At 55.8% G+C, this 20,460-nt stretch carries 13 protein-coding genes; 7 read left to right on the top strand and 6 right to left on the bottom strand.

All coding sequences use genetic code 11. From position 1 onward, the window contains the following. The first annotated feature begins 117 nt into the window (after window positions 1–117). On the top strand, window positions 118–1,509 hold the full coding sequence (prsR, locus tag AC0L8N_RS02175; protein ID WP_473665941.1) for a PEP-CTERM-box response regulator transcription factor: 1,392 nt from the start codon (window positions 118–120) through the stop codon (window positions 1,507–1,509). 84 nt (window positions 1,510–1,593) lie between these two features. Here prsR and AC0L8N_RS02170 read toward each other — a convergent pair whose 3' ends face one another. The 4 genes from AC0L8N_RS02170 to galE all read right to left on the bottom strand — a co-directional run bounded on the left by AC0L8N_RS02170 (window position 1,594) and on the right by galE (window position 6,295). Further along, on the bottom strand, window positions 1,594–2,952 hold the full coding sequence (locus AC0L8N_RS02170; protein ID WP_473665940.1) for a sigma 54-interacting transcriptional regulator: 1,359 nt from the start codon (window positions 2,950–2,952) through the stop codon (window positions 1,594–1,596). 116 nt (window positions 2,953–3,068) lie between these two features. Continuing rightward, window positions 3,069–3,713, bottom strand: a complete 645-nt coding sequence (locus AC0L8N_RS02165) for a hypothetical protein (protein WP_473665939.1) — start codon at window positions 3,711–3,713, stop codon at window positions 3,069–3,071. Continuing rightward, window positions 3,706–5,172 (bottom strand): sensor histidine kinase, encoded by a 1,467-nt coding sequence (locus AC0L8N_RS02160; RefSeq protein ID WP_473665938.1) that lies wholly within the window; start codon window positions 5,170–5,172, stop codon window positions 3,706–3,708. Before AC0L8N_RS02160 ends, AC0L8N_RS02165 begins: the two co-directional genes overlap by 8 nt. Window positions 5,173–5,284: 112 nt before the next feature. Next, entirely contained in the window at window positions 5,285–6,295 is a 1,011-nt protein-coding gene (galE, locus tag AC0L8N_RS02155; protein ID WP_473665937.1) for a UDP-glucose 4-epimerase GalE, read from the bottom strand. Between the two features lie 275 nt (window positions 6,296–6,570). Here galE and AC0L8N_RS02150 point away from each other — a divergent pair, with 275 nt between their 5' ends. The 6 genes from AC0L8N_RS02150 to AC0L8N_RS02125 all read left to right on the top strand — a co-directional run bounded on the left by AC0L8N_RS02150 (window position 6,571) and on the right by AC0L8N_RS02125 (window position 17,339). Next, window positions 6,571–8,628 (top strand): PKD domain-containing protein, encoded by a 2,058-nt coding sequence (locus AC0L8N_RS02150; protein ID WP_473665936.1) that lies wholly within the window; start codon window positions 6,571–6,573, stop codon window positions 8,626–8,628. Window positions 8,629–8,659: 31 nt separating this feature from the next. After that, window positions 8,660–9,229, top strand: a complete 570-nt coding sequence (locus AC0L8N_RS02145; protein ID WP_473665935.1) for a hypothetical protein — start codon at window positions 8,660–8,662, stop codon at window positions 9,227–9,229. A 348-nt stretch (window positions 9,230–9,577) separates the two neighbouring features. Next, window positions 9,578–13,084, top strand: coding sequence for an EAL domain-containing protein (locus AC0L8N_RS02140; RefSeq protein WP_473665934.1), 3,507 nt, complete (start codon window positions 9,578–9,580; stop codon window positions 13,082–13,084). 60 nt (window positions 13,085–13,144) lie between these two features. Next, window positions 13,145–13,966: an N-formylglutamate amidohydrolase gene (locus tag AC0L8N_RS02135; RefSeq protein WP_473665933.1), complete on the top strand. Its 822-nt coding sequence runs from the start codon at window positions 13,145–13,147 to the stop codon at window positions 13,964–13,966. Between the two features lie 37 nt (window positions 13,967–14,003). After that, a complete protein-coding gene (locus AC0L8N_RS02130; RefSeq protein ID WP_473665931.1) occupies window positions 14,004–15,140 on the top strand; it encodes a carboxylate-amine ligase in 1,137 nt (378 codons plus the stop codon). 276 nt (window positions 15,141–15,416) lie between these two features. Further along, window positions 15,417–17,339, top strand: coding sequence for a diguanylate cyclase domain-containing protein (locus AC0L8N_RS02125; protein ID WP_473665930.1), 1,923 nt, complete (start codon window positions 15,417–15,419; stop codon window positions 17,337–17,339). Window positions 17,340–17,348: 9 nt separating this feature from the next. Here the strand turns inward: AC0L8N_RS02125 and AC0L8N_RS02120 are convergent, their stop codons facing one another. Continuing rightward, window positions 17,349–18,698 (bottom strand): DUF4397 domain-containing protein, encoded by a 1,350-nt coding sequence (locus tag AC0L8N_RS02120; RefSeq protein WP_473665929.1) that lies wholly within the window; start codon window positions 18,696–18,698, stop codon window positions 17,349–17,351. A 102-nt stretch (window positions 18,699–18,800) separates the two neighbouring features. Next, on the bottom strand, window positions 18,801–20,240 hold the full coding sequence (locus AC0L8N_RS02115; RefSeq protein ID WP_473665928.1) for an aldehyde dehydrogenase family protein: 1,440 nt from the start codon (window positions 20,238–20,240) through the stop codon (window positions 18,801–18,803). Window positions 20,241–20,460 lie beyond the last annotated feature (220 nt).

Genomic DNA, 20,460 nt, shown 5'->3' with positions numbered 1-20,460 from the left:
AATTTCGCCGGACCGGGTAGGCAGTAACTGATGTGACGTAAGCCATGCCATCGCTGGCGTTAACGTGGCAACATTGCTGGTCGCTATGCCGAAAGACCAAACAAAGAAGGGGAGAAATTGAGCGAATCGAGCCGCAAGCTTTTGATCGTCGAAGATGATCCGGGTCTGTTGAATCAGCTTAAGTGGTGCTTCGAAAGCTACGACGTAGTGACAGCCAGTGACCGTACCTCAGCGATCGCGGAGCTCCGCCGCCACGAGCCGTTGGTCGTACTCCAGGACCTGGGGCTGCCTCCCAAGCCTGACGGTGTGGAGGAAGGTCTGGCGACGCTCCAGGAGACGGTGAAGCTTTCGCCGTTCACCAAAGTCATTGTCGTTACCGGCCACGGTGATCAGCAGAATGCGCTACGCGCTATCGCGCTTGGCGCCTACGACTTCTACCAGAAGCCGGTCGATACTGACACGCTGCAACTAATCGTTGATAGGGCCTTCAACATTGCGGAACTGGAAAGCGAAAACCGGCGATTACAGGCTGTTGACACCCAGTCGCCGCTGGAAGGTATCGTTGCAGCCAGTGACGCGATGCTGCAGGTTTGCCGGATGATCGAGAAGGTCGCGCCAGCCAATGTCACAACCTTGTTGCTGGGCGAGTCAGGTACGGGCAAGGAATTGTTGTCCCGTGCAATTCATCGGCTGAGCCCGCGACGGGATAAGCGATTCGTCGCCATTAACTGCGCGGCCATCCCGGAGAACCTGCTCGAGTCGGAATTGTTTGGCTACGAAAAAGGTGCGTTCACGGGAGCCGCCCGGCAAACACCAGGCAAGGTCGAAATGGCGGATGGCGGCACGCTGTTCCTCGACGAGATCGGTGATATGCCGATGTCACTGCAGGCCAAGATGCTCCGCTTCCTGCAAGAACGGGTAGTCGAGAGGGTCGGTGGCCGCGAAGAAATACCAGTTGATGTACGGGTCGTCTGCGCTACCAATCAGAATCCGGTCGAACTGATTAAGCAGGACCTGTTCCGCGAGGACCTTTACTACCGGGTGTGCGAAATCACGATCGACATTCCGCCGTTCCGTGACCGCGAAGAGGGTCGATTGATTCTGGCCCGGGTGTTGTTGAACAAATACGCTGAACAGCAGAAGCGGGCGATAAGCGGTTTCTCGGATGATGCGGCGGAAGCGATAGAAGCGTATTCCTGGCCCGGCAACGTTCGGGAGCTGGAGAACAAAATCAAGAGCGCCGTAATTATGGCTGACGGCAAGCAGGTCACCGCCGCCGATCTTGGCTTGGCGGGCGTTGACGCCGAAGAAGAGACACTTAATCTTCGCGAGGTGCGACAGCACGCGGAATCCAAAGCTATACGCAAAGCGCTGATGAAAAATTTTGGCAATATTTCGCGCACGGCGGAACTGCTGGGTGTCACGCGACCGACGTTGTATGACCTGCTAAGCAAGTACGGCTTGTCCGCCGAGGCGTACTCGAAGCGCGCGAACGAAACAAAAGAGTAACAACGGCAATGGCTTGTCTTCAGTAGCCGCAGTCGCTGAGTGCGGCGTTGTACAGACCCGCTGGGTTATAGCGGCGCGGGCTAACTAGCGAACCTTGAACGCATCCGGATTCAGTTCGTGCCGTGCCAGCAGTTTGTAGAAATCCGTGCGATTTCGTTTCGCCAGGCGTGCCGCCTGGCTCACGTTGCCACCGGTTATCTGCAGAATCTGCGACAGGTAGTTGCGGGTAAATTCATCACGGGCTTCGCTGAACGAGGCAAGTTTGCCAGCGTGCTCTCCCAATGAGGTCTGTACCAGTTCGCCACTGATCACGGGTGAGCGCGACAAGGCAACATTCTGCCGCACGACATTGTAGAGCTGGCGTATGTTGCCCGGCCACTCCGCTGTAACCAGTAATTCGACAGCTTCTGGCGCGTAGACCTTGCGGTCAGTGTCGTCGTCGGCGGCGAGCTGCTGCAGAAAGTGCGACACCAGTAATGGTATATCTTCGCGCCGCGCATCCAGTTCAGGAAGGTTGATGTTGACTACATTCAGACGATAGTAAAGGTCTTCACGAAACCGGCCTTCGCGCATCATGTCCTGCAGGTCGCGATGGGTTGCAGAGACTATGCGTACATCGACCTGAATTGCTTCGGTGCTGCCGACGGGGCGAACCTGATTTTCCTGCAGCACGCGCAGCAGCTTGACCTGCAAGCGCATCGGCATGTCGCCAATTTCATCCAGCAACAATGTGCCGCCCTCGGCGGATTGAAACAGGCCCTTGTGGCTGCGCGTGGCCCCAGTGAAAGCACCTTTCTCGTGGCCAAACAATTCAGATTCGAGCAGGTTCTCGGCCATCGCACTGCAATTAATCGCGACAAAAGGTTTGTTGCGTCGCGGGCTTGCGCGATGAATTGCCTGTGCCAGCAGTTCCTTGCCCGTACCCGATTCGCCATTGATGAGTACTCGCGCATCGGTTGCGGCAACCATTTTTGCCTGTGCCAGTATTTCCTTCAGCTTCGGGTTGCGGGTAATGATCTCCTCGCACCAGTTGTCTTCTATATCCGCCATTGGTGAGCCGGATATTTTCATCGCGCGTTCTACCGCGCTCATGAGTTCATCTTTATCGATTGGTTTGGTCAGGAAACCGAATGCACCGCTCTGGGTAGCAGTCACGGCGTCGGGAATAGTGCCGTGCGCGGTTACGATTACAACCCGAAGTCCTGGCGACCGGCTTTGCAATTCTTTTAGCAAGCCTATGCCGTCCATCTTGTCCATGCGCAGATCGGTGATGACAAGATCCGGCTGGAAGCGATTGACGACCGCCAATGCTTTTTCCGCGCTCTCGACGGCTTCAACGTCGTATTCTTCAGCGCGAAGTCGAATGCTCAATAAGCGCAGCAGTCCTGGGTCATCATCAACCAGAAGAATTCGGCCTTTCGTTGTGCTGTTTTTGCTCGCCATGGACTTACTTTGTGTGACATCCGGGCCGCTATTATGGCGCGTGTACGATGAATTGTCCTGCCGGGTTTGCACTGTCGCCGATAGGTGACAGTTGCCGGGCTTCGCGAACAGTAACGCTATTGCTGATTGCTGCCGTTTTCTGTCTGTTCACGAATGGAACGTTCGATGGTCGTGATGGCCTCGAGTTTTTGTTCTGCTTCTGCCAGCGACTTGCGCAGCGCACGGTTCTCGGCTTCGACCCTGGCCAATTGCTGTTCCACGGCGCGTTGTTCGGTATCAGCGGTGCGTGACGATTGCTCTCGTAGTCGTGCCGTTTCCTGGCTGAGCATCAGGCGTTGTTCCACGCTGCGCAGGTGTACTGTCGCTAGGGCTATTTCGCCTGTCGTCAGCAGTTCGGTTTGCGAGAGCAAATCCCGCAATATGTCCTGTGCACGATCCGGGTCTGCCTCGACATGCCCGGGCGTGGCTAAAGCCAGTGCAAGGCGCAGTCGGCTTGAGGGGTTCGGAGTGAGCGAGGCCGTTGTTTCAGCATCGGCAAGTATCTCGGTCTGGGTTGCCGGGTCACCGTTGGCCAGTGCGTACAATTCCTGCACGTAACTGTCGGTATCCGGTGCACCGGATACTGCGGCCGGGTCATCACTGATGCTCGCACGCTGGCCGCGTATAAGTTCATCCATCTGCGCACAGCCACTCAGCGCGACTGCCAGCATGCAGACTGACAGTACGGGCATTAACAATGGACGAAATTGTGGTCTAGGCATTCGCAGCAATCCTGGGTTGTGCAGCCGCCTGACTTTGCGGAATGTGTATGCGGAAATACGCACCGGAAAATTCATCGGAGTCGATTAGCTCAACGGTGCCATCATGAGCCTGAATACATTCAAGTACAACTGACAAACCGATGCCTGTTCCAGCTACCTGGCCGCCTTGCTCGCGTTTCCCTTGAAAAAATGCATCAAATATCCGTGGTTGTTCGTCCGCTGGAATGCCGGGACCTGTGTCACCAAACTCAAGCACAAAATGTCGCTCCTCACGTAGGCCTCGAATAGTAATCAAACCGCCTTTCGGTGTGAACTTAATAGCGTTCGAAAGCAGGTTGTCCAAGACGGTGCGAATCTTGTCGCGGTCCGCATTGATAACTTCATCCTGTACCTCAAGCCTCAGTTGAATCTGACCTGCTTTCAGTGCGAGGCGCTGTGCTTTGGCAACAGTAACGGCAAGTGCGCGTATCGGGAAGTCGCTGCGCGTCAATACTTCGTTCTTGGTCTGCCATGCACTGAAGCTAAGGAGGTTTTCGATCAACTGCTGCAACTTGAGGCCGTTCAGGCGGAGGATATCCGTGACCTCGCGCTGCGCCGGCTGCAGATCGCCAACGGTGCCATCCAGCAATAACTCGGTGCCCTCGCGAATGTTGGCAAGGGGGGTCTTCAACTCGTGCGACATGTGTCGCAGGAAGCGGTTTTTTTCCTGCGCCAGTTCGAGGAGACGCAGTCGCAACCAATCGAGCTGGTGACCGAGTTTTTCCAGATCGGTCGGACCATTGATACGAATGGACTTGGAGAATCCACTTTGGCCCAGTTGATTGATCGCCTGATCGATCTGGCGAATTGGCCGTGCAACCAACAACGTGAAAAAAAGCACAACAACGATGGTTCCCGGTACAAGGGCAGCGGTTTGCCACGCCGAAATTTGCTGCGCATTGCGGATATTGTCCTGCAACTCCTCAACCTGACGTTCAGTGTGGTCGCTCAGTTGCGCGGTGAGTCGGGTAACGTTCTGGCGTAACGGTGCGAAGTCAGACAGTGCCTGCACGTTAAGCTCCGGATTAGCAACAGGCTGCAACAAGGCGGCCACTATACTCTCGGCTCTTGCGCCGACGTTGGCCGCCGGTTCCTCAGCAGCCGCCAGTGCGATCATGGGTGACATTATTTCCAAACGAGCTTGCAGCGAGGCGAAATCCTGACGCAAGAGTTCCCGACTGTCGTCACTTTGCAGCACGACGTGCTGCCGTGCGACGCGTTCCAGAGAGCCCACTTGTTCAAAAAGCAGTCGGTTTTGTTCGGCCGCCGAAACGCCCGTCATTACGAGCTGTTCACTCTGCTCGGCAAGACGGTCCAGGCTGAAGAGCGCCCAGATGATGGCAAGAAGCAAAGGCGCTGCAACGAGCCCGAATCCAACAAGGATCAGGCCGTTAAGCGAACGAGGGCGACGAAATTTCATGGGCGGAGTTTAGGGCCTGTCAGCGAGAATTGCAGCCACGCCAGCGGACTGGGTCAGGCGTTACAGGGCGAGCCTGGCCGGAACCGCAGGGGCTGCGGGCCGGCCGGGCATCTTACGCCGCCCAATAGGCAGACTTGTCGCCCGCCGCAATTTTTCGTTCCCATTCCAGGCTGGTGCGCACAATCGTGTCGAGGTCGTCGAACTTGGGCTGCCAGCCGAGGACCTTGTGAATCTTGGTAACTTCGGCAACGAGTTCTGGTGGATCGCCCGGGCGTCGAGCCTCTTCGACGATGTTGAGCGGCTTGCCATTGACCCGTGCGACGGCTTCCAGCACTTCACGCACACTGTAGCCATGGCCGTAACCACAATTGAGCGTTGCGGGTTTGCCGCCACTGCGCAGGTAGGTCAATGAATCGACGTGGGCTGACGCAAGGTCTTCGACGTGAATGTAATCGCGCAATCCGGTGCCGTCGGGCGTTGGGTAATCCGTGCCGTAAACGTACACCTGCGGTCGGCGACCAACCGCAGCTTCGCAGGCAACTTTAACCAGCAAAGTAGCTTTCGGGGTTGATTGACCGATTCGACCGCCGGGCTCGCAACCCGCGACATTGAAGTAACGCAAAGCGACGTAGCTCGGGCCGCCCGCGTGCGCGAGGTCTCGCAACATCCATTCGGTCATCAGCTTGGACGTACCGTACGGATTGATGGGGCGGGTTGGAGTCGATTCAGACGCCTTGCCCGTCTCCGGCACGCCGTATACCGCGGCGGTTGATGAGAACACCACGTGCTTCACACCGGCCTTGGTGGCGTGCTCGAGCAGGGTGCGGCTGCTGGCCGTATTGTTACGGTAATATTTCAGCGGATCGCTGACCGACTCAGGCACAACCGTGTGCGCGGCGAAATGCATCACAGTGTCAATGTCGTTGTTGGCGAATATTTTTTCGAGCAATGCGTCGTCACCGGTATCGCCGATTATCAACTTACCGCTGGTTACTGCCTCTTTGAAACCGGTCGACAGATTGTCCAGTACGAGGATGTCTTCACCTTGTTCGCCGAGTTGCCGGACGACGTGGCTGCCGATATAACCGGCTCCGCCAGTCACGAGTATGCTCTTGTGGCTCATGCGCTGTTTCCTGCTGTGCACTGATTGTGGGGTGGTCACAGCCCGCCTTGAAGCAGGGCGTTGAACTGTGAACCAGGAACTATTTCCAGATTGAAATTCTAACAATACTGAATTTATTGGCAGGACCTGAGTCGCACTAAAGCACTAAAACCAGTCCTGCCCGACCGGAGAGCGGCAATCCATGCGCTATTGGCGGAAGTGCGGCCTATAGTATCCTGATCGGCGCTATCGTTTGTAATTCCATTGCACGACCACCAACAAGGGCCTGCGGGACTATGACCAGTACGTTTTACAAATGGGGGGCAGACCGAACTCTGGTAACGGCACTGTGCTGCCTGGCGCTGGCCGCCTGCGGTGGCGGTGGGGGTGGCGGTAGTGCGGCTCCACCCGCGGTCAATCGGGCTCCGGTCAGTAATGCGGGGGTTGATCAGACGGCGCCGGAATTATCGACGGTGCAGTTGGTCGGCGAGGGCACAGACCCCGATTCAGGTGACGCACTGACGTTCGCGTGGAGCCAAACGGCTGGCACGGCGGTCACTATAAACGACGCGAATAATGCCCGAGCGAGCTTTGCCGCGCCCGCGGTTGCCGTCGGCGGATCCGGTGTTCTTACCTTTCAACTAACGGTAACGGACAACGCCGGATTGTCTGCCATCGATTCCGTAACCGTTACGGTATTGCCAGCGGGTTCGGTCGTCACTATTTCCGGAACGATGCGTTATGAATTCGTGCCAGCCAATCCGGCGTGCATCGGACTGAACTACACCGCAACAGAAAGCCGGCCGATTCGCGCCGCAACCGTGCAAGTAGTCAATGCGTCCACGAGTGCCGTGCTGGGCAGCGCGGTGACAGACGACAATGGCGACTATGCAGTATCGGTGACGGCTGGGACTAGCGTATTCCTGAGTGTACGCGCAGAGCTCAAGCGCAGCGGCACGCCGTCGTGGGATGTGGAGGTGCGCGACAACACCAGCAACACGACCGCGCCTTTGGAGCAACGATTGATCTACGCGCTGGATTCGGGTGACTTCAATACCGGCAGCATTGACCAGACGCGCAATTTGACGGCGACGACTGGCTGGAACGGAACAGCGTATTCGGGTCTGCGGGCGGCCGCGCCGTTTGCGGTGCTCGACGCCATTTACGATGGCATGCGACTCGTCATGCAGGCGGACAACGCTGCAACCTTCGAGCCGCTGGACGTATTCTGGAGCGTCAACAACGTCCCGGAAGTTGGTGACGGCACTACGAGTGAAGCCGAGGATGTCGCCGCGGGCCGTATCGGCACTTCGTATTACAGTTCCGATAACAAGATGTTCCTGCTGGGAGCGGCCGACAGTGATACTGAGGAGTTTGACAGTCACGTCATCGTCCATGAATGGGGGCATTACTTCGAAGACGCATTTTCGCGGTCCGACAGCATCGGCGGCGCGCATGGTCCGGGTGACCAACTGGATATGCGGTTGGCGTTCGGCGAAGGCTGGGCTACGGCATTGTCCGGCATGGCGCTCGACAGCTCATTGTACTGTGATACATCAGCAGCGGCGCAATCGAACGGTTTCTCGATCAACATAGAAAACTCTTCGCAAAGTCGCCGTGGCTGGTTCAACGAGTTCTCGGTCATGGAGCTGGTCTATGACTTGTGGGATGACAGCGTGGAAGTGGGTCGCGGTGACAGCGGCAGCATAGGCTTCACACCCATCTACGATACGATGGTGAATCGTCAATCCGTAACTGCAGCACATACCAGTATATTTTCCTTCGTAACTGAACTTAAAGACGAGTTACCTGCCAGTGCAACACTCGTTGATGAACTGCTTGGCTACCACAATATCAACGGGAGCGGAGTGTACGGCGATGGCGAAAGCAACGATGCCAACAGTGCTACTCCTCAAGACGCGCTGCCGGTCTATACAGCAATAAACCCGACAGGTATCCCGCTCAATATTTGTGTCAACAACGAGCATGATAATTCGCAAGCGAATGGCAATAAGTTGTCGCAACACCGGTTCCTGCGTTTCTCGGTGGCGTCGCCATCCCGCTACGCTTTCCGTGTAGAGGTCGATGCGGCGACGGCGGCCAGTTTGCCGGCCGATGATCCAGCCAACGAATCAGATCAAAGCGACCCGGATTCGGAAGTGTTTCTGAATGGCCAGCTCGTAGCTCAGGGGTTCAGCGGAACCGCGAACGTCGAAGACTTTGACTCCTTCGGCGTGCTGGCAGTGGGTAACTATGTGATGGACCTGACGGACTGGCGCTATGCCGATGAGGAAACGGCCGTCGGCTACCCCAACCGGGTTTGTTTTGATGTTACCGTTCAGCCTACAACCTGACCCTGTCGACACTTCGACCAAGGTGAATTGAATGACCAACAAACCACTGTATTTATCACTGCTGCTAACGCTTGTCATTGCAGGTTGTAACAGTGCGGATCAAGCAGCTGTCGGCAAGGACGCAACCACATCAAGTGCGGCTGGCAAAGTGAACAATGAACTGCCCGTCAGGTCGCCGGGCAAGCCTGGTGCCCCAATTACTATTGCTTACAAAGTGCTCGGCACACCGGTGGTTGGTCAGCCCGTGGCGATCGAAGTGCTCGTATCATCGTCGTTGAGTGAGGCACCTGTACAGGTTAGCTATTACGTTAACGATGCTGAAAGCATGCGGTTCCCGGATTCGCAATCAAAAACGATAGAGTTGAGCGCACCGGCCGACGATGGCTTTGCCGCCCGCCAGGTCACGGTAATTCCGTTACGTGAAGGTCGTTTGTACCTTAACGTTACCGCGGAAGTGGAAACGACAGCAGGCAGGATGCTAAAGACGATGGCTGTACCCATTGCCGTGGGGCAGGGCATTGTGGAACCCGTGCTCAACGGTGAACTGCGGGAGACCGCCGATGGCGAAACGGTCATATCGATGCCGGCCCGCGAAAATTAGGAAGTCGGTCGCCGTTTCCGCCGCGCACCGCGCCATTATGTAAATATTGACTGTCATGCACGGCCGGTAGTGCCCAGCGCGGCCGCCAGAACAGGCTAGAATCGCCGCCCCGGCCCTTTGTCCATAAGGGTTGCCGCCTTCCGGGAATTTATTCCCATTTTAGTTTCGGATTCGAGAGACGCATCACAGTCGCCATTCTCTCCTTTGTCTAGATTGGCTTGGCACATTGCCACAGATCAGCCACGGAATGCGGTCTGCCGGTCAAAAGAGAAGCCTTGATTCCTGGCATTGAAGACAGGTCAGGCCAAAGCGCACGGAAGATTGCGGGGAAACGACGCTCAGATGCAAATGGAAAGCAACGAGCAGCGGCCAGACAATAACAAGGGGCACTCCGGGCAACTGGACCTCAATACCTTGGTCGAGCTACTGAACCAGCATTATGACAAAATGCAGACGACTGTTAGCCGGTCGATAGCACAGTCATTGCCTGCGTCGACACCTATCGAAATTATTTTTGACAGCGTTACTGATGCGCTGCTGTCGGTAAGCGCCTCCGGAATTATTCGAAATTGCAACAGAGTGTGTAGTCGCTATTTCGATCTTCCGAAGGAAGACCTGATTGGTTCCGAGCTGGGTCGAATACTTCCATTCGCTGCAGGTAAGACACTCACCAGTTGTCTTGAACCGTTTATGTCCGATCTGGACGATACCCACATCGAGTTCAACAGTGGCGAAGTCGGCGCTGTTTCCGGGTCCGGCCGGAAGTTTGTTGCAGAGATTAACGCCAGCAGGCTGACCGGGGTTGACGAAGACATTTATGTAATCAGTCTGCGGGACGTTACTGACCGACGAGAAGCGGAGCGAGTTCTGCGGGACAACGAAGAACGTTATCGTGCATTGGTCGAAAATGCTCCGGAAGCGATCCTGGTTCTGGACGTGGACCAAAATCGGTTCAGTGACGCTAACGACAATGCGTGCTTGTTGTTCAATTTGTCGCGCCGCCGTTTGTTGAGTGCCGGCCCGGAAGCGATCAGCCCGAAAATGCAGCCGGATGGCACGCCGTCATTTGGCGTACGCCGCGGCTATATTGATCGCGCATTGAATGGCGAGCACCCGACGTTTGAGTGGCTGCACAAAGACGCCAATGGCAAAGAATTTCCGTGCGAAGTTCGTTTCAGCCGACTCCCCTCCGGCGACAAGCGACTCGTGCGTGTGAGTATTACGGATATCTCCGAGCGTAAACGCAACGAAGAAATTTCGTACGCACAGAACAAGATTCTGGAAATGATAGCTGCCAGCACGCCATTCGACCGAACAATGCGCTCGATCTGTCGGTGCACGGAAAAAATCAGCAGCGGCTTGCGCACAGCAGTCATGTTACTGGACTCTTCGCAGACGACGTTGAGCGTGGAGGAGGCTCCCAGCCTACCGGACGCTTTTCGCGTTCAGCTCGATCATACCCGGGTTAGCGAAACCGCTATCGCCTGTGGTCTGGCCGTGCATCGCAGTCGAGAAACAGTCGTTAGAAACATCAGCACCGAGATTGCATGGAAGGGACTGCACGCAAGTGCCGAGGAACACAAAATCCGGGCCTGCTGGTCATTCCCCTTATTTGCGACGGCTGGTCACATAATCGGAACGCTCGATGCGTACGTTGATGAGCCGCGTGAACCGACAACCGACGAGCTGGATAAACTCGGACGTATGGCGAAACTCGCTGGTATAGCCATCAAGCGCGAAATCGATGAAGAAAAACTTCGCAGCAGCGAGAGTCGGTATCGCGGTTTGTTCGAGAACGTTGTCGACGGCGTGTACATCTCCACGCGGGAAGGCGAAGTTGTCACCGTTAACCCGGCCTTGGTCGACATGCTGGGCTACGAGGACGCTGATGATCTCAAGGGCGCCGGCCGTACAACCAAACTGTACGTAAACCCAATTGATCGGGAACGGGTCTTCGCCCGACTTGAGGCACAGGGTTTCGTCAAGAACTTCGAGGCCCGTCTGCGCCGCAAGGACGGACGTGAAATTGTTGTTCTCGAAAATTCACGTGCCGTTTATAACAAGGATGGGGTCATTGTTGCTCACGAAGGCACGATCACCGATATCACCGACCGCAAGGTTGCCGAGACACGGGTCTTCGAAGAGAAAGAGCGTGCACAGGTTACGCTGCAATCGATTGGTGACGGCGTTATAACGACCGATGCGGCGGGTTGCATAGATTACATCAACCCCGTTGCTCAAGATCTCAGCGGCTGGGATATACGTTCCGCGCGCGGTCAGCCTATCGAGAAGATCCTGACGATTATCAACGAACATACCCGGTCAACGGTTGAAAACCCGGTAACCCGTTGCCTGAAAGATGGTCGTGTTATAGCGCTGGCTGAGAATTCGGTGCTAATCGCGAAGCAGGGTTTGGAGATACCTATTCAGGATTCGGCTGCCCCTATTCGGGACCGAATCGGTAATATTATCGGCGCGGTCATGGTGTTCCACGATGTCAGTCGTGAGACCCGATTATTCCGCCAGTTGTCCTACCAGGCCTCGCACGATGCAATTACCGGGCTCATCAACCGCAGAGAGTTCGAGAATCAACTGGTCGCGGCCCTCGAGAGTACGTCCAGCAACGCGCAGCTGACACACGGCGTACTCTATGTGGACCTTGATCAGTTCAAGGTGGTCAATGATACGTTCGGTCATACGGCCGGCGACGAGTTGTTGTCGCAAGTAACAGAAATAATTCAGTCCAACATTCGGTCCACAGACATTCTCGCTCGACTGGGTGGTGATGAGTTTGGCGTCTTGCTAGAGCGCTGTGATGAAGATCGGGCAATGGATGTCGCAGAGGCAATTCGTTCGGCGATTGAGGAGCATCGCTTCACCTGGCAAGAAGCATTTACCAATGTTCGTTGTTCTATTGGGGCTGTCGTTGTTACGCACGAAAGTCCGAGTGTTGCCAGCGTAATGAGCTCTGCGGATGTCGCGTGTTATACGGCAAAGGACATGGGTCGCAACCAGATTCACTTATATCGTGATAGTGACGCTTCGGTGCGTCATGAAGAGATGAAGTGGGTTTCTCGAATTACCAGCGCAGTTGAGGATGATCGGCTTGAGTTGTTTTATCAGCCCATCATCTCGATCGGCGGGCAGCAGGATGACGCGCCGGGTCACTATGAACTCTTGTTGCGTATGCGGGATGAAAATGGCGAGCTGGTTCAGCCTGACCAGTTCATTCCGGCCGCTGAACGCTACAACATGATGTCGACACTTGACCGGTGGGTGGTTCGGCAGTCATTGGAGACGCTGGCAGATCGTAACACCGACAACGGTGTTGCGCGGTTCACATTGGCAATCAACCTGTCGGGCACTTCTCTAAGTGAAGACCGCTTTTTGGAGTTCGTTGTTGAAGAGCTCAAGAAACACAAGCTGCCCAAGGGCGCAATTTGTTTTGAGATTACGGAAACAGCGGCAATCTCGAACCTGTCACGCGTTGTGCATTTCATGCAGGCGTTAAAAGCTTTGGGTTGCATGTTTTCGCTGGATGATTTTGGCAGCGGGCTGTCGTCGTTCACTTACCTCAAGAACCTGCCGGTTGATTACATCAAGATCGACGGTCAGTTTATTCGTAACGTGGTAGATAACAGCGTAGACGAAAGCATGGTTCGCGCGATTAATCAGGTAGGACAGGCGATGGGTATAAAGACCATCGCCGAGCGGGTTGAGAACGTGGCCGTACTGGACAAGCTGGCCGAACTTGGCATTTCTTACGCACAGGGTTACTACATTGCCAGGCCGACCTCGGTGGACTCTTTTGCGCCGTGGTCTACGGTGGCCCTTGCGACTCCATTGATGGCCTGATTCCGGTACCCGGGTTCCTCCTGTACACTGGGCGGGAATTTTTCTCGTCACAGATATTTAATGGGCAACGAAAGTAAACCGGCTGCAAAGCCTGAAACACCACTATTGGCTCCCGGCGAGCCGCATCCGTACCGGATTCTGAACGAAAACGCCGTCAGTCCAATCTTGCTGCTGTGCGATCACGCCAGCCGCTACATTCCGTCATCGCTGAACAATCTGGGTCTAGATCCTGTCGCCTTGCGCAGCCATCTGGCCTGGGACATCGGCGCGGCCGCTACAACGGAATACCTTGCTGATGCGCTTGGCGCCACCGCAGTGCTCGCGGGTTATTCTCGGCTGGTTGTGGATTGCAACCGGAAACTGCTCGACGCTCAGGCATTTCTCGAGTTCGGTGATGGCGTCGTTATCAATGGCAACCGCGGTCTCAGCGAAGCAGACAGGCAAGCTCGAGCCAGCGAGATTTACTGGCCGTATCACGGCGCAATCAGCCAGCAACTGGATCGACTTCGGGACGGAGGATGTCAGCCGATCATATTGGCAATGCACAGTTTTACGCCGGTCATGGACAGTGTGCCGCGACCTTGGGAAATTGGCATTCTGTGGGACAAAGACCCGCGGGTACCCGATATCCTCATCGCTGAACTGCGTCGCGCCGGCATCAATGTAGGTGATAACGAGCCGTATTCAGGCAGAGGCCCGCAGGACTTTACGATCGACCATCACGCTGAGTCGCGCGGCTTACCGCACGCCGGCGTCGAAATACGTCAGGATTTAATTCATGACCAGGCTGGTGTTGAGCGTATAGCGGCTCTATTGCAAGGCTTGCTGGAAAAGCTGCCGGAGCAGATCGAGATCAACGGCACGTCGGCGGCAATCATCTAAACGAAATGCTCGACGGGAATCTGTCACGGGGGTGGGAATGATTCAGCGAGAACCGGAGTTCACGATCGGGGTAGAAGAAGAATACCTGCTTGTGGACAAAGAAACGCGTGGTCTGGTCGTAGATCCGCCGGACTCCTTTCTTAGTGACTGCGAAGCCGAATGCGGTGATCAGGTAACGACCGAATTGTTGCGTTCGCAGGTCGAAGTAGGCACGAAAGTCTGCAGCAATGTGCAAGAAGCGCGCGAGGACCTCGCTCGCCTCCGTCGGATCATCATTGACGTGTCTGATCAATATGGTCTGGCGCCGATCGCCGCGTCAACCCACCCATTCAGCCGCTGGGTTGACCAGAAGCACACTGAGAAAGACCGCTACGAAGCATTGACCAACGAGATGGCGGGCGCCGCACGGCGCATGGTGATCTGCGGTATGCATGTGCACGTAGGAATCGGCGCCAATGATCAGCGAATTGATCTGATGAACCAGATGAGCTATTTCCTTCCACACCTGCTCGCCTTGTCCTGCTCATCACCGTTTTGGGAAGGCCGTGATACCGGCTTAAAGAGTTACCGACTCACGATTTTCGACGCGTTACCGCGAACGGGTTTACCCGAACGCTTTCAAAGCTATGCCGAGTATCAGCGGCACGTGGACATCCTGATAAACGCAGGGATGATCGAAGACTCGACCAAAATCTGGTGGGACCTTCGACCCAGCGGCCGGTATCCGACTCTCGAGACGCGCATCATGGATGTGTGTACACGTCTGGACGACGCCGTTGCCCTGGCCGCACTGTTGTTGTGTCTGTTGCGCATGTTGTACCGCTTGCGTATCGGCAATCAGCGCTGGCGTCAGTACACACCCATGTTGATTCGGGAAAACCGCTGGCGAGCCATGCGCTACAGCTACGATGAAGGCATGATCGATTTCGCAAAAGGGGAATTGGTAGCTTTTAACGATTTGCTTGAGGAAATTCTGGAACTAACAGCCGAGGATGCCGACGCGTTGGGCTGTACCAGCGAAGTGGCGAACGTGAGAGATATCGTCAGGCGCGGAACCAGTGCGCACCGACAACTACAGGTGCATGCGGAGGCAGTCGCGGACGGCAAGGACCAGGACGAGTGCTTGCGAGCGGTTGTCGACGCCCTGATCGAGGACACCCGAAGCGGGCTCTAGACCTCGCCGGAGCTGAGCCTAAGTCCTGTCGCTCCGCCGGCATCTGCCGGGGCGGACCGCCTTCATCTGTCCCGCGAATGCCCGACCGACGCGGCTAAACGGCGCGGACCGGCGTTCGGCAAAGCAGGGCAAATTGGCCAGCTGCTCCATAGACAGTGATCTGCTGCGCAAAACGCCGTGTCGGAATGCGGCACAAGTCGCATCATATATGGTCGCTTCTCCTTAGAATTGCGTTATGTACGTCTCGACTTCAGTTACAACTGCGGGAGCGCCAGCGTGTTAGACACCCTGCTGACCTTGTTGCCTACGACTTTCGGGTTCGCGGGTGTCATTTACTTGTGGCTGGCGATGCGAGTGCAACGCGCGGCGAGCGATTCGAGTAGCAATACCATCAGTTACTTCCTGTTCCTGGTTGGCACGATGGTTCTGGGTACGGCGTTCTCGTTGAATACGCAGGATCCGGATATCGACGGAATCGGGCGAGCATTGACCTATTTCAGTGCTGGCTTCATACCGGTCGCGATCTATTATCAGTATCGCGATTACACCATCGGACCTCCGCCTCGTTGGTTGTTCGGTTTGCTTTGCGCAATTCCGACAATAACGACGTTGCTGGCGATAACCAACCCGTTGCATGAGTTGATCTGGACGTACACGACAACAGCGGACGGACTGCAATTCACTATCGCCAGAGAAGGGACTTGGTTCAGTCGAGTCCACGCACCGTTCGGATACGGGTTGTTTGCCTACTCGGTCATCGCGCTGACCAGCCGTTTACCGAACATCGCACTCGCTCACCGGAAAAAAGTAAAGCTCTTCCTCGTTTGTGCGGTGTTACCGCTTGCGGTCAGTTTTGGCAATACATACCTGAGAATCGGACCCTACGAATTTCCGTTCACGTCGCTGACCGTGACATTGCTATTGCCGGTTTACTGGTGGCTCAGTCTGCATTTGCGGGTTTATGACTTTAGCCCCGTCGCTTACCAGACATTGCTGGATCATATTCGTGACCCGATCATAGTGCTGGACGATAACCAGTGTATCGTTAGCGCCAACAAGCCGGCACAAGTACTGCTGGAAGCCAGCGAACGGGAGTTGATTGGTCGCAATCTTTGGAAAGATTTGCCTGAAGCGAACCTGCTGGCCGAGCATGCGACCGGTTCGGATATGGCACAAACCGTACGTATGCGGCGTGATCGCTACTACGAAGTGTATAGCGCCCCTTTGAAAGGACCGTCTGGCCAGGATCAGGGTACGGTATTGGTGTGCCGTGATGTGACACAACGAAAACGCGCTTTGCGGGCACTTTCGGACAGCGAACACCTTATTCGCTCCCTGGTCGAAAATTCATCCAATGGGATATTGCGCTTTGCGCGTGATGATCGGGATATTGACCGCAAATTCCGTTGTACTTTTGCCAACCGGGCGGCCGAGCGATTCCTGCGCACCGGCGGTGCTGCGTTAGTCGGGATGCCACTGGAAAAGCTGGACCTCCTTGAACCACACAAACTACTGGAACGCTTCGGCGACGAAGTACGTAGCGCTTCTGGCATTAGCTTCGAAACGCTGGTGGAGCTGGAAGAGAAAGAAGCGTGGCTGCGCGTTGTTGGTGAGCCCGTTGGTCGCGACTTTTCGGTGACGCTGATTGACATTACCCAGCGAAAATACGCGGAGAACAAGATTCTTCAGGATGCGCTGCGCGACCCCTTGACCGGGATATTGAACAGACGAGGTTTTGAGAAAGAAGCGACTGCGTGCATCGCGGCGAATGAAACCGCGGCGGTCCTGTACCTCGATCTGGACCAGTTCAAATCAATCAACGACCGATTCGGGCACCAGGCCGGTGATGCTCTGTTGAAGGCGTTTGGTCATCGACTGGAATATTGCTTGCGCCCTGAGGATATTCTGGCGAGGCTCGGCGGTGATGAGTTCGCCATCGTTTTGCCTGGAGTGGGTGTTGACGATGCGAAGCACGTCGCCAGTCGCCTCGTTGAAACCGCGTCCGAGGCATACATTATCCAGGGACGCGAAATCAATTGCGAAGCTAGTGTAGGCATTGCTCTGATGCCGAAACACGGCGACGAGCTCTGGCATCTGGTGAGCGTGGCTGATCAGGCCATGTACAACGTTAAATCCATGTTGCGATCAGGCGCGGCAAACGATCGGGCCAGCTACGTGGATGCCGCCATCGCATCCTGAGGCGACATGCTACGGCGCGATTCGATTGACCAACAGACTCATGACATTCGGATCGGTCGTATCCATGATAAAGACTTCGACGACGTCATTGTTCGCCAGCGCGATATCCAGCGGTCCAGCCAGAACCGTTTGCGAGCCTGCTTCTGTAATCGTTATCTCGTAGTCACCAGCGATGATCGGGGTCATGCCTATCGAGAAGGTAAACGGAATGCCGGCAGATATTGGTGTGAAGTCTGCGATCGCGGCACCGTCACGCAGAAAATAGATATCAACGGTCTCGGCATTATCAACAGCATTGACAATATTCAAGCGCGCGCTGGTTGAAAACGGGCGTCTATTTGCCTGCACATTCAATATCGTGTGGTCAGCGGCAGGTCCTGCAAGTACAAGGGTTCTCTTGAAATCGGCGGCAATTATTTCCTCGCTCTCAACCAGTACAGCACCCATGTTGCCGGCGTCAGTCCACGTGTAGTCATTCGTGCCGGAACTCAGAGTGACGTCGTCGCTCAGGTTGCCAAAAGGCTGGTTCACTAGCAGCGGTGAGGCGAAGTCGTCGGCTTCTACAATATCAACATTGCCGATCGCCGGCGCCGCGTGCAGGAATTGTGCAGTGGGAGTTACCCGTGCATCGACCAGGTCTGAAGCTGATCCCGCCTGCGTAATGTGGCGTACGTGAGCAGGCGAATTGCGTGATGGGTTTTGATCGAATATAAGGATGCTATCGGTCGTGGCGCCGGTCATGGTGCGGCTGGCTGATTGATAGACTATCGCTTGCGGATCATTGGCTGCTGTTAAGGTTACGACATAGCTGCCAGTGGCATATTCGGCCGGGTCGAGTCGCTCACCGACGGCCAGCGTGCCGATTGCCGCACCGGCCGTTGGCGCGGTACCTGCTATGGCGAAATAAACATCCAGAGCACCAAGATTACGGGCGAGATGCATAAAGCCCATTTCAAAAACGGTTTCATTGCCTTCCCATTGCCGAGCTTCATCAGTCCACAAAGTGATTTGTGGATTGCTGATGCTGCCGCTGAGCACGAACAAGTAGTCGTCGTCAGCAATAACATCAAGAAACTGGCTGGCGAGTCTTCTGCTGTCACCTGTCCCGATTTCGGTGATGTCAAAATTGAAGTTGTAGGACAGGTCGTCGTAGTTCTGAAGTGGTGTGACGTCACCAAACTCCAGCGAACCCAAGCTGCGTTCTTCGACTTTGAAAACCACCGCAGGGGCGTCAACGATTGCATTCACACCGCGGATATTCGCTTTACCGGTCGCTTCTTCGCGAGCGCTTTCGGCGCAGCCGGCGAGAGTCAGAGTGACGATGCTGATCAGGGCAGCAATCTTGTAACTTGGGGTCATGAATCAGATGCTCGTTTTGTAGGCTTGATAAGGGACCCGGCATGGGCAAGCGAGTTTCATTTACTTGCTGCCATGCCGGTAAATTTGCGCCAGGGATCGGGCCTAGCTGGCCTTCTTGGCCTCGTAGCCGAACACCGATTTCACTTCAAGAAACTCGTCGATGCCGTGCGAACCCCATTCCCGTCCATTGCCGGAATGCTTGAATCCGCCAAAGGGCGCAAATGCATCGAGTGAAGCACCGTTGATGTGGACCATGCCCGTACGCAGTTGTGCCGCTACCTTGCGTGCTCGATCAAGGTTGCCGGAACTCACGTACCCGGATAAGCCATACGGCGTATCGTTGGCGACCCTGATTGCTTCTGCCTCATCGTCGTACGGGATAATGCACAATACGGGACCGAAGATCTCTTCGCGGGCCACGGTCATGTCATTGCTGACATTGGTGAAAATCGTTGGTTTGACGTAGAAACCGCGCTCCAAATGGTCAGGCCGGCCCGTGCCGCCGCACAACAGGGTGGCACCTTCGTCAATACCGACCTGAATCAGGTCTTGAATTTTCTGCCACTGCACCGCAGAAACCACGGGACCTACATGTACGCCTTTCTCGCGAGGATTGCCTACAACGACGCCGGCCGCTCTGGCTGCCGCTATTCGGTTGACGTCGTCGAGCCGGCTGCGCGGTACGAGCATTCGAGTTGGGGCGTTGCACGACTGGCCGGTGTTTTCGAAACAGTCACTGACACCGCCGTTCACTGCGCGCTCAAAATCGGCGTCGTCGAGAATGATATTGGCGGATTTGCCGCCCAGTTCCTGCGCAACCCGTTTGACCGTGGGCGCGGCATTCTGCGCGACAGCGACGCCGGCGCGAGTGGAGCCTGTGAAGGAGACCATTGCTATATCGGGGTGACTGCTCATGCGCGCCCCGACCGTCGGTCCGTCGCCGTTGATCAGGTTGAAAACACCCGCTGGAACGCCGGCTTCATGCAGGACTTCGGCAAACAGGATGGCGTCAAAAGGAGCGATCTCGCTGGGTTTCAATACCATGGTGCAGCCGGCAGCCAGTGCTGGCGCGACCTTGACCGCAATCTGGTTGATAGGCCAGTTCCACGGCGTGATCAGCGCGCAGGGGCCAATGGCTTCTTTCACCACAGCCGTTGTGCCTCGAATTTCCTCAAACGGGTAGTCGCGCAAGACTTTCAGTGCGGCGCCGATGTGTTGCGGGCCGCTGGCAGCCTGAGCGTATTTGGCCAGTTTCCAGGGCGCGCCCATTTCGTCCATGATCGCTTCCGCGACTTCGTCGTGCCGTTTGGCGAAAACGTCGAGAATTGATTGCAACAAATCCAGCCGTTCTTGTCGGCTGCTGGCAGCAAAACTGGCACTGGCCGCTACGGCTGCCTGGACGGCTTTGTCGACGTCGGCCTCGCTGCCCATGCTGATTCGACCGCATACTTCTTCGGTCGCAGGGTTGATTACGTCAAGTGTCGACGGAGTCACAGGATCAACCCATTGTCCATCAATATAGAATTGCAGCATTTCGCGCATGAATGACCTCCAGTCTCTAGGCCGCGGATCATATCGCAATACCTGCGCTGGTTTCATCGCAGGCGATGATTTTTCCGAAATCATGGCCACTGCGGGCAGGTAGCTATAGCATGGGCGCGGGCGGCGCTAGGGTCGCCGGGTCGGCGGAGATGCACCAGGAATGAGTACGACGAACGTCCATCGCGCAACACGACAGACTTTGGAGCCAACAGAGGCAGCC

The sequence above is a fragment of the Woeseia sp. D3-10 genome (assembly GCF_055809415.1).
The sequence above is the reverse complement of the archived record's forward strand: the minus strand, read 5'-3'. Positions and strand labels throughout refer to the sequence as shown.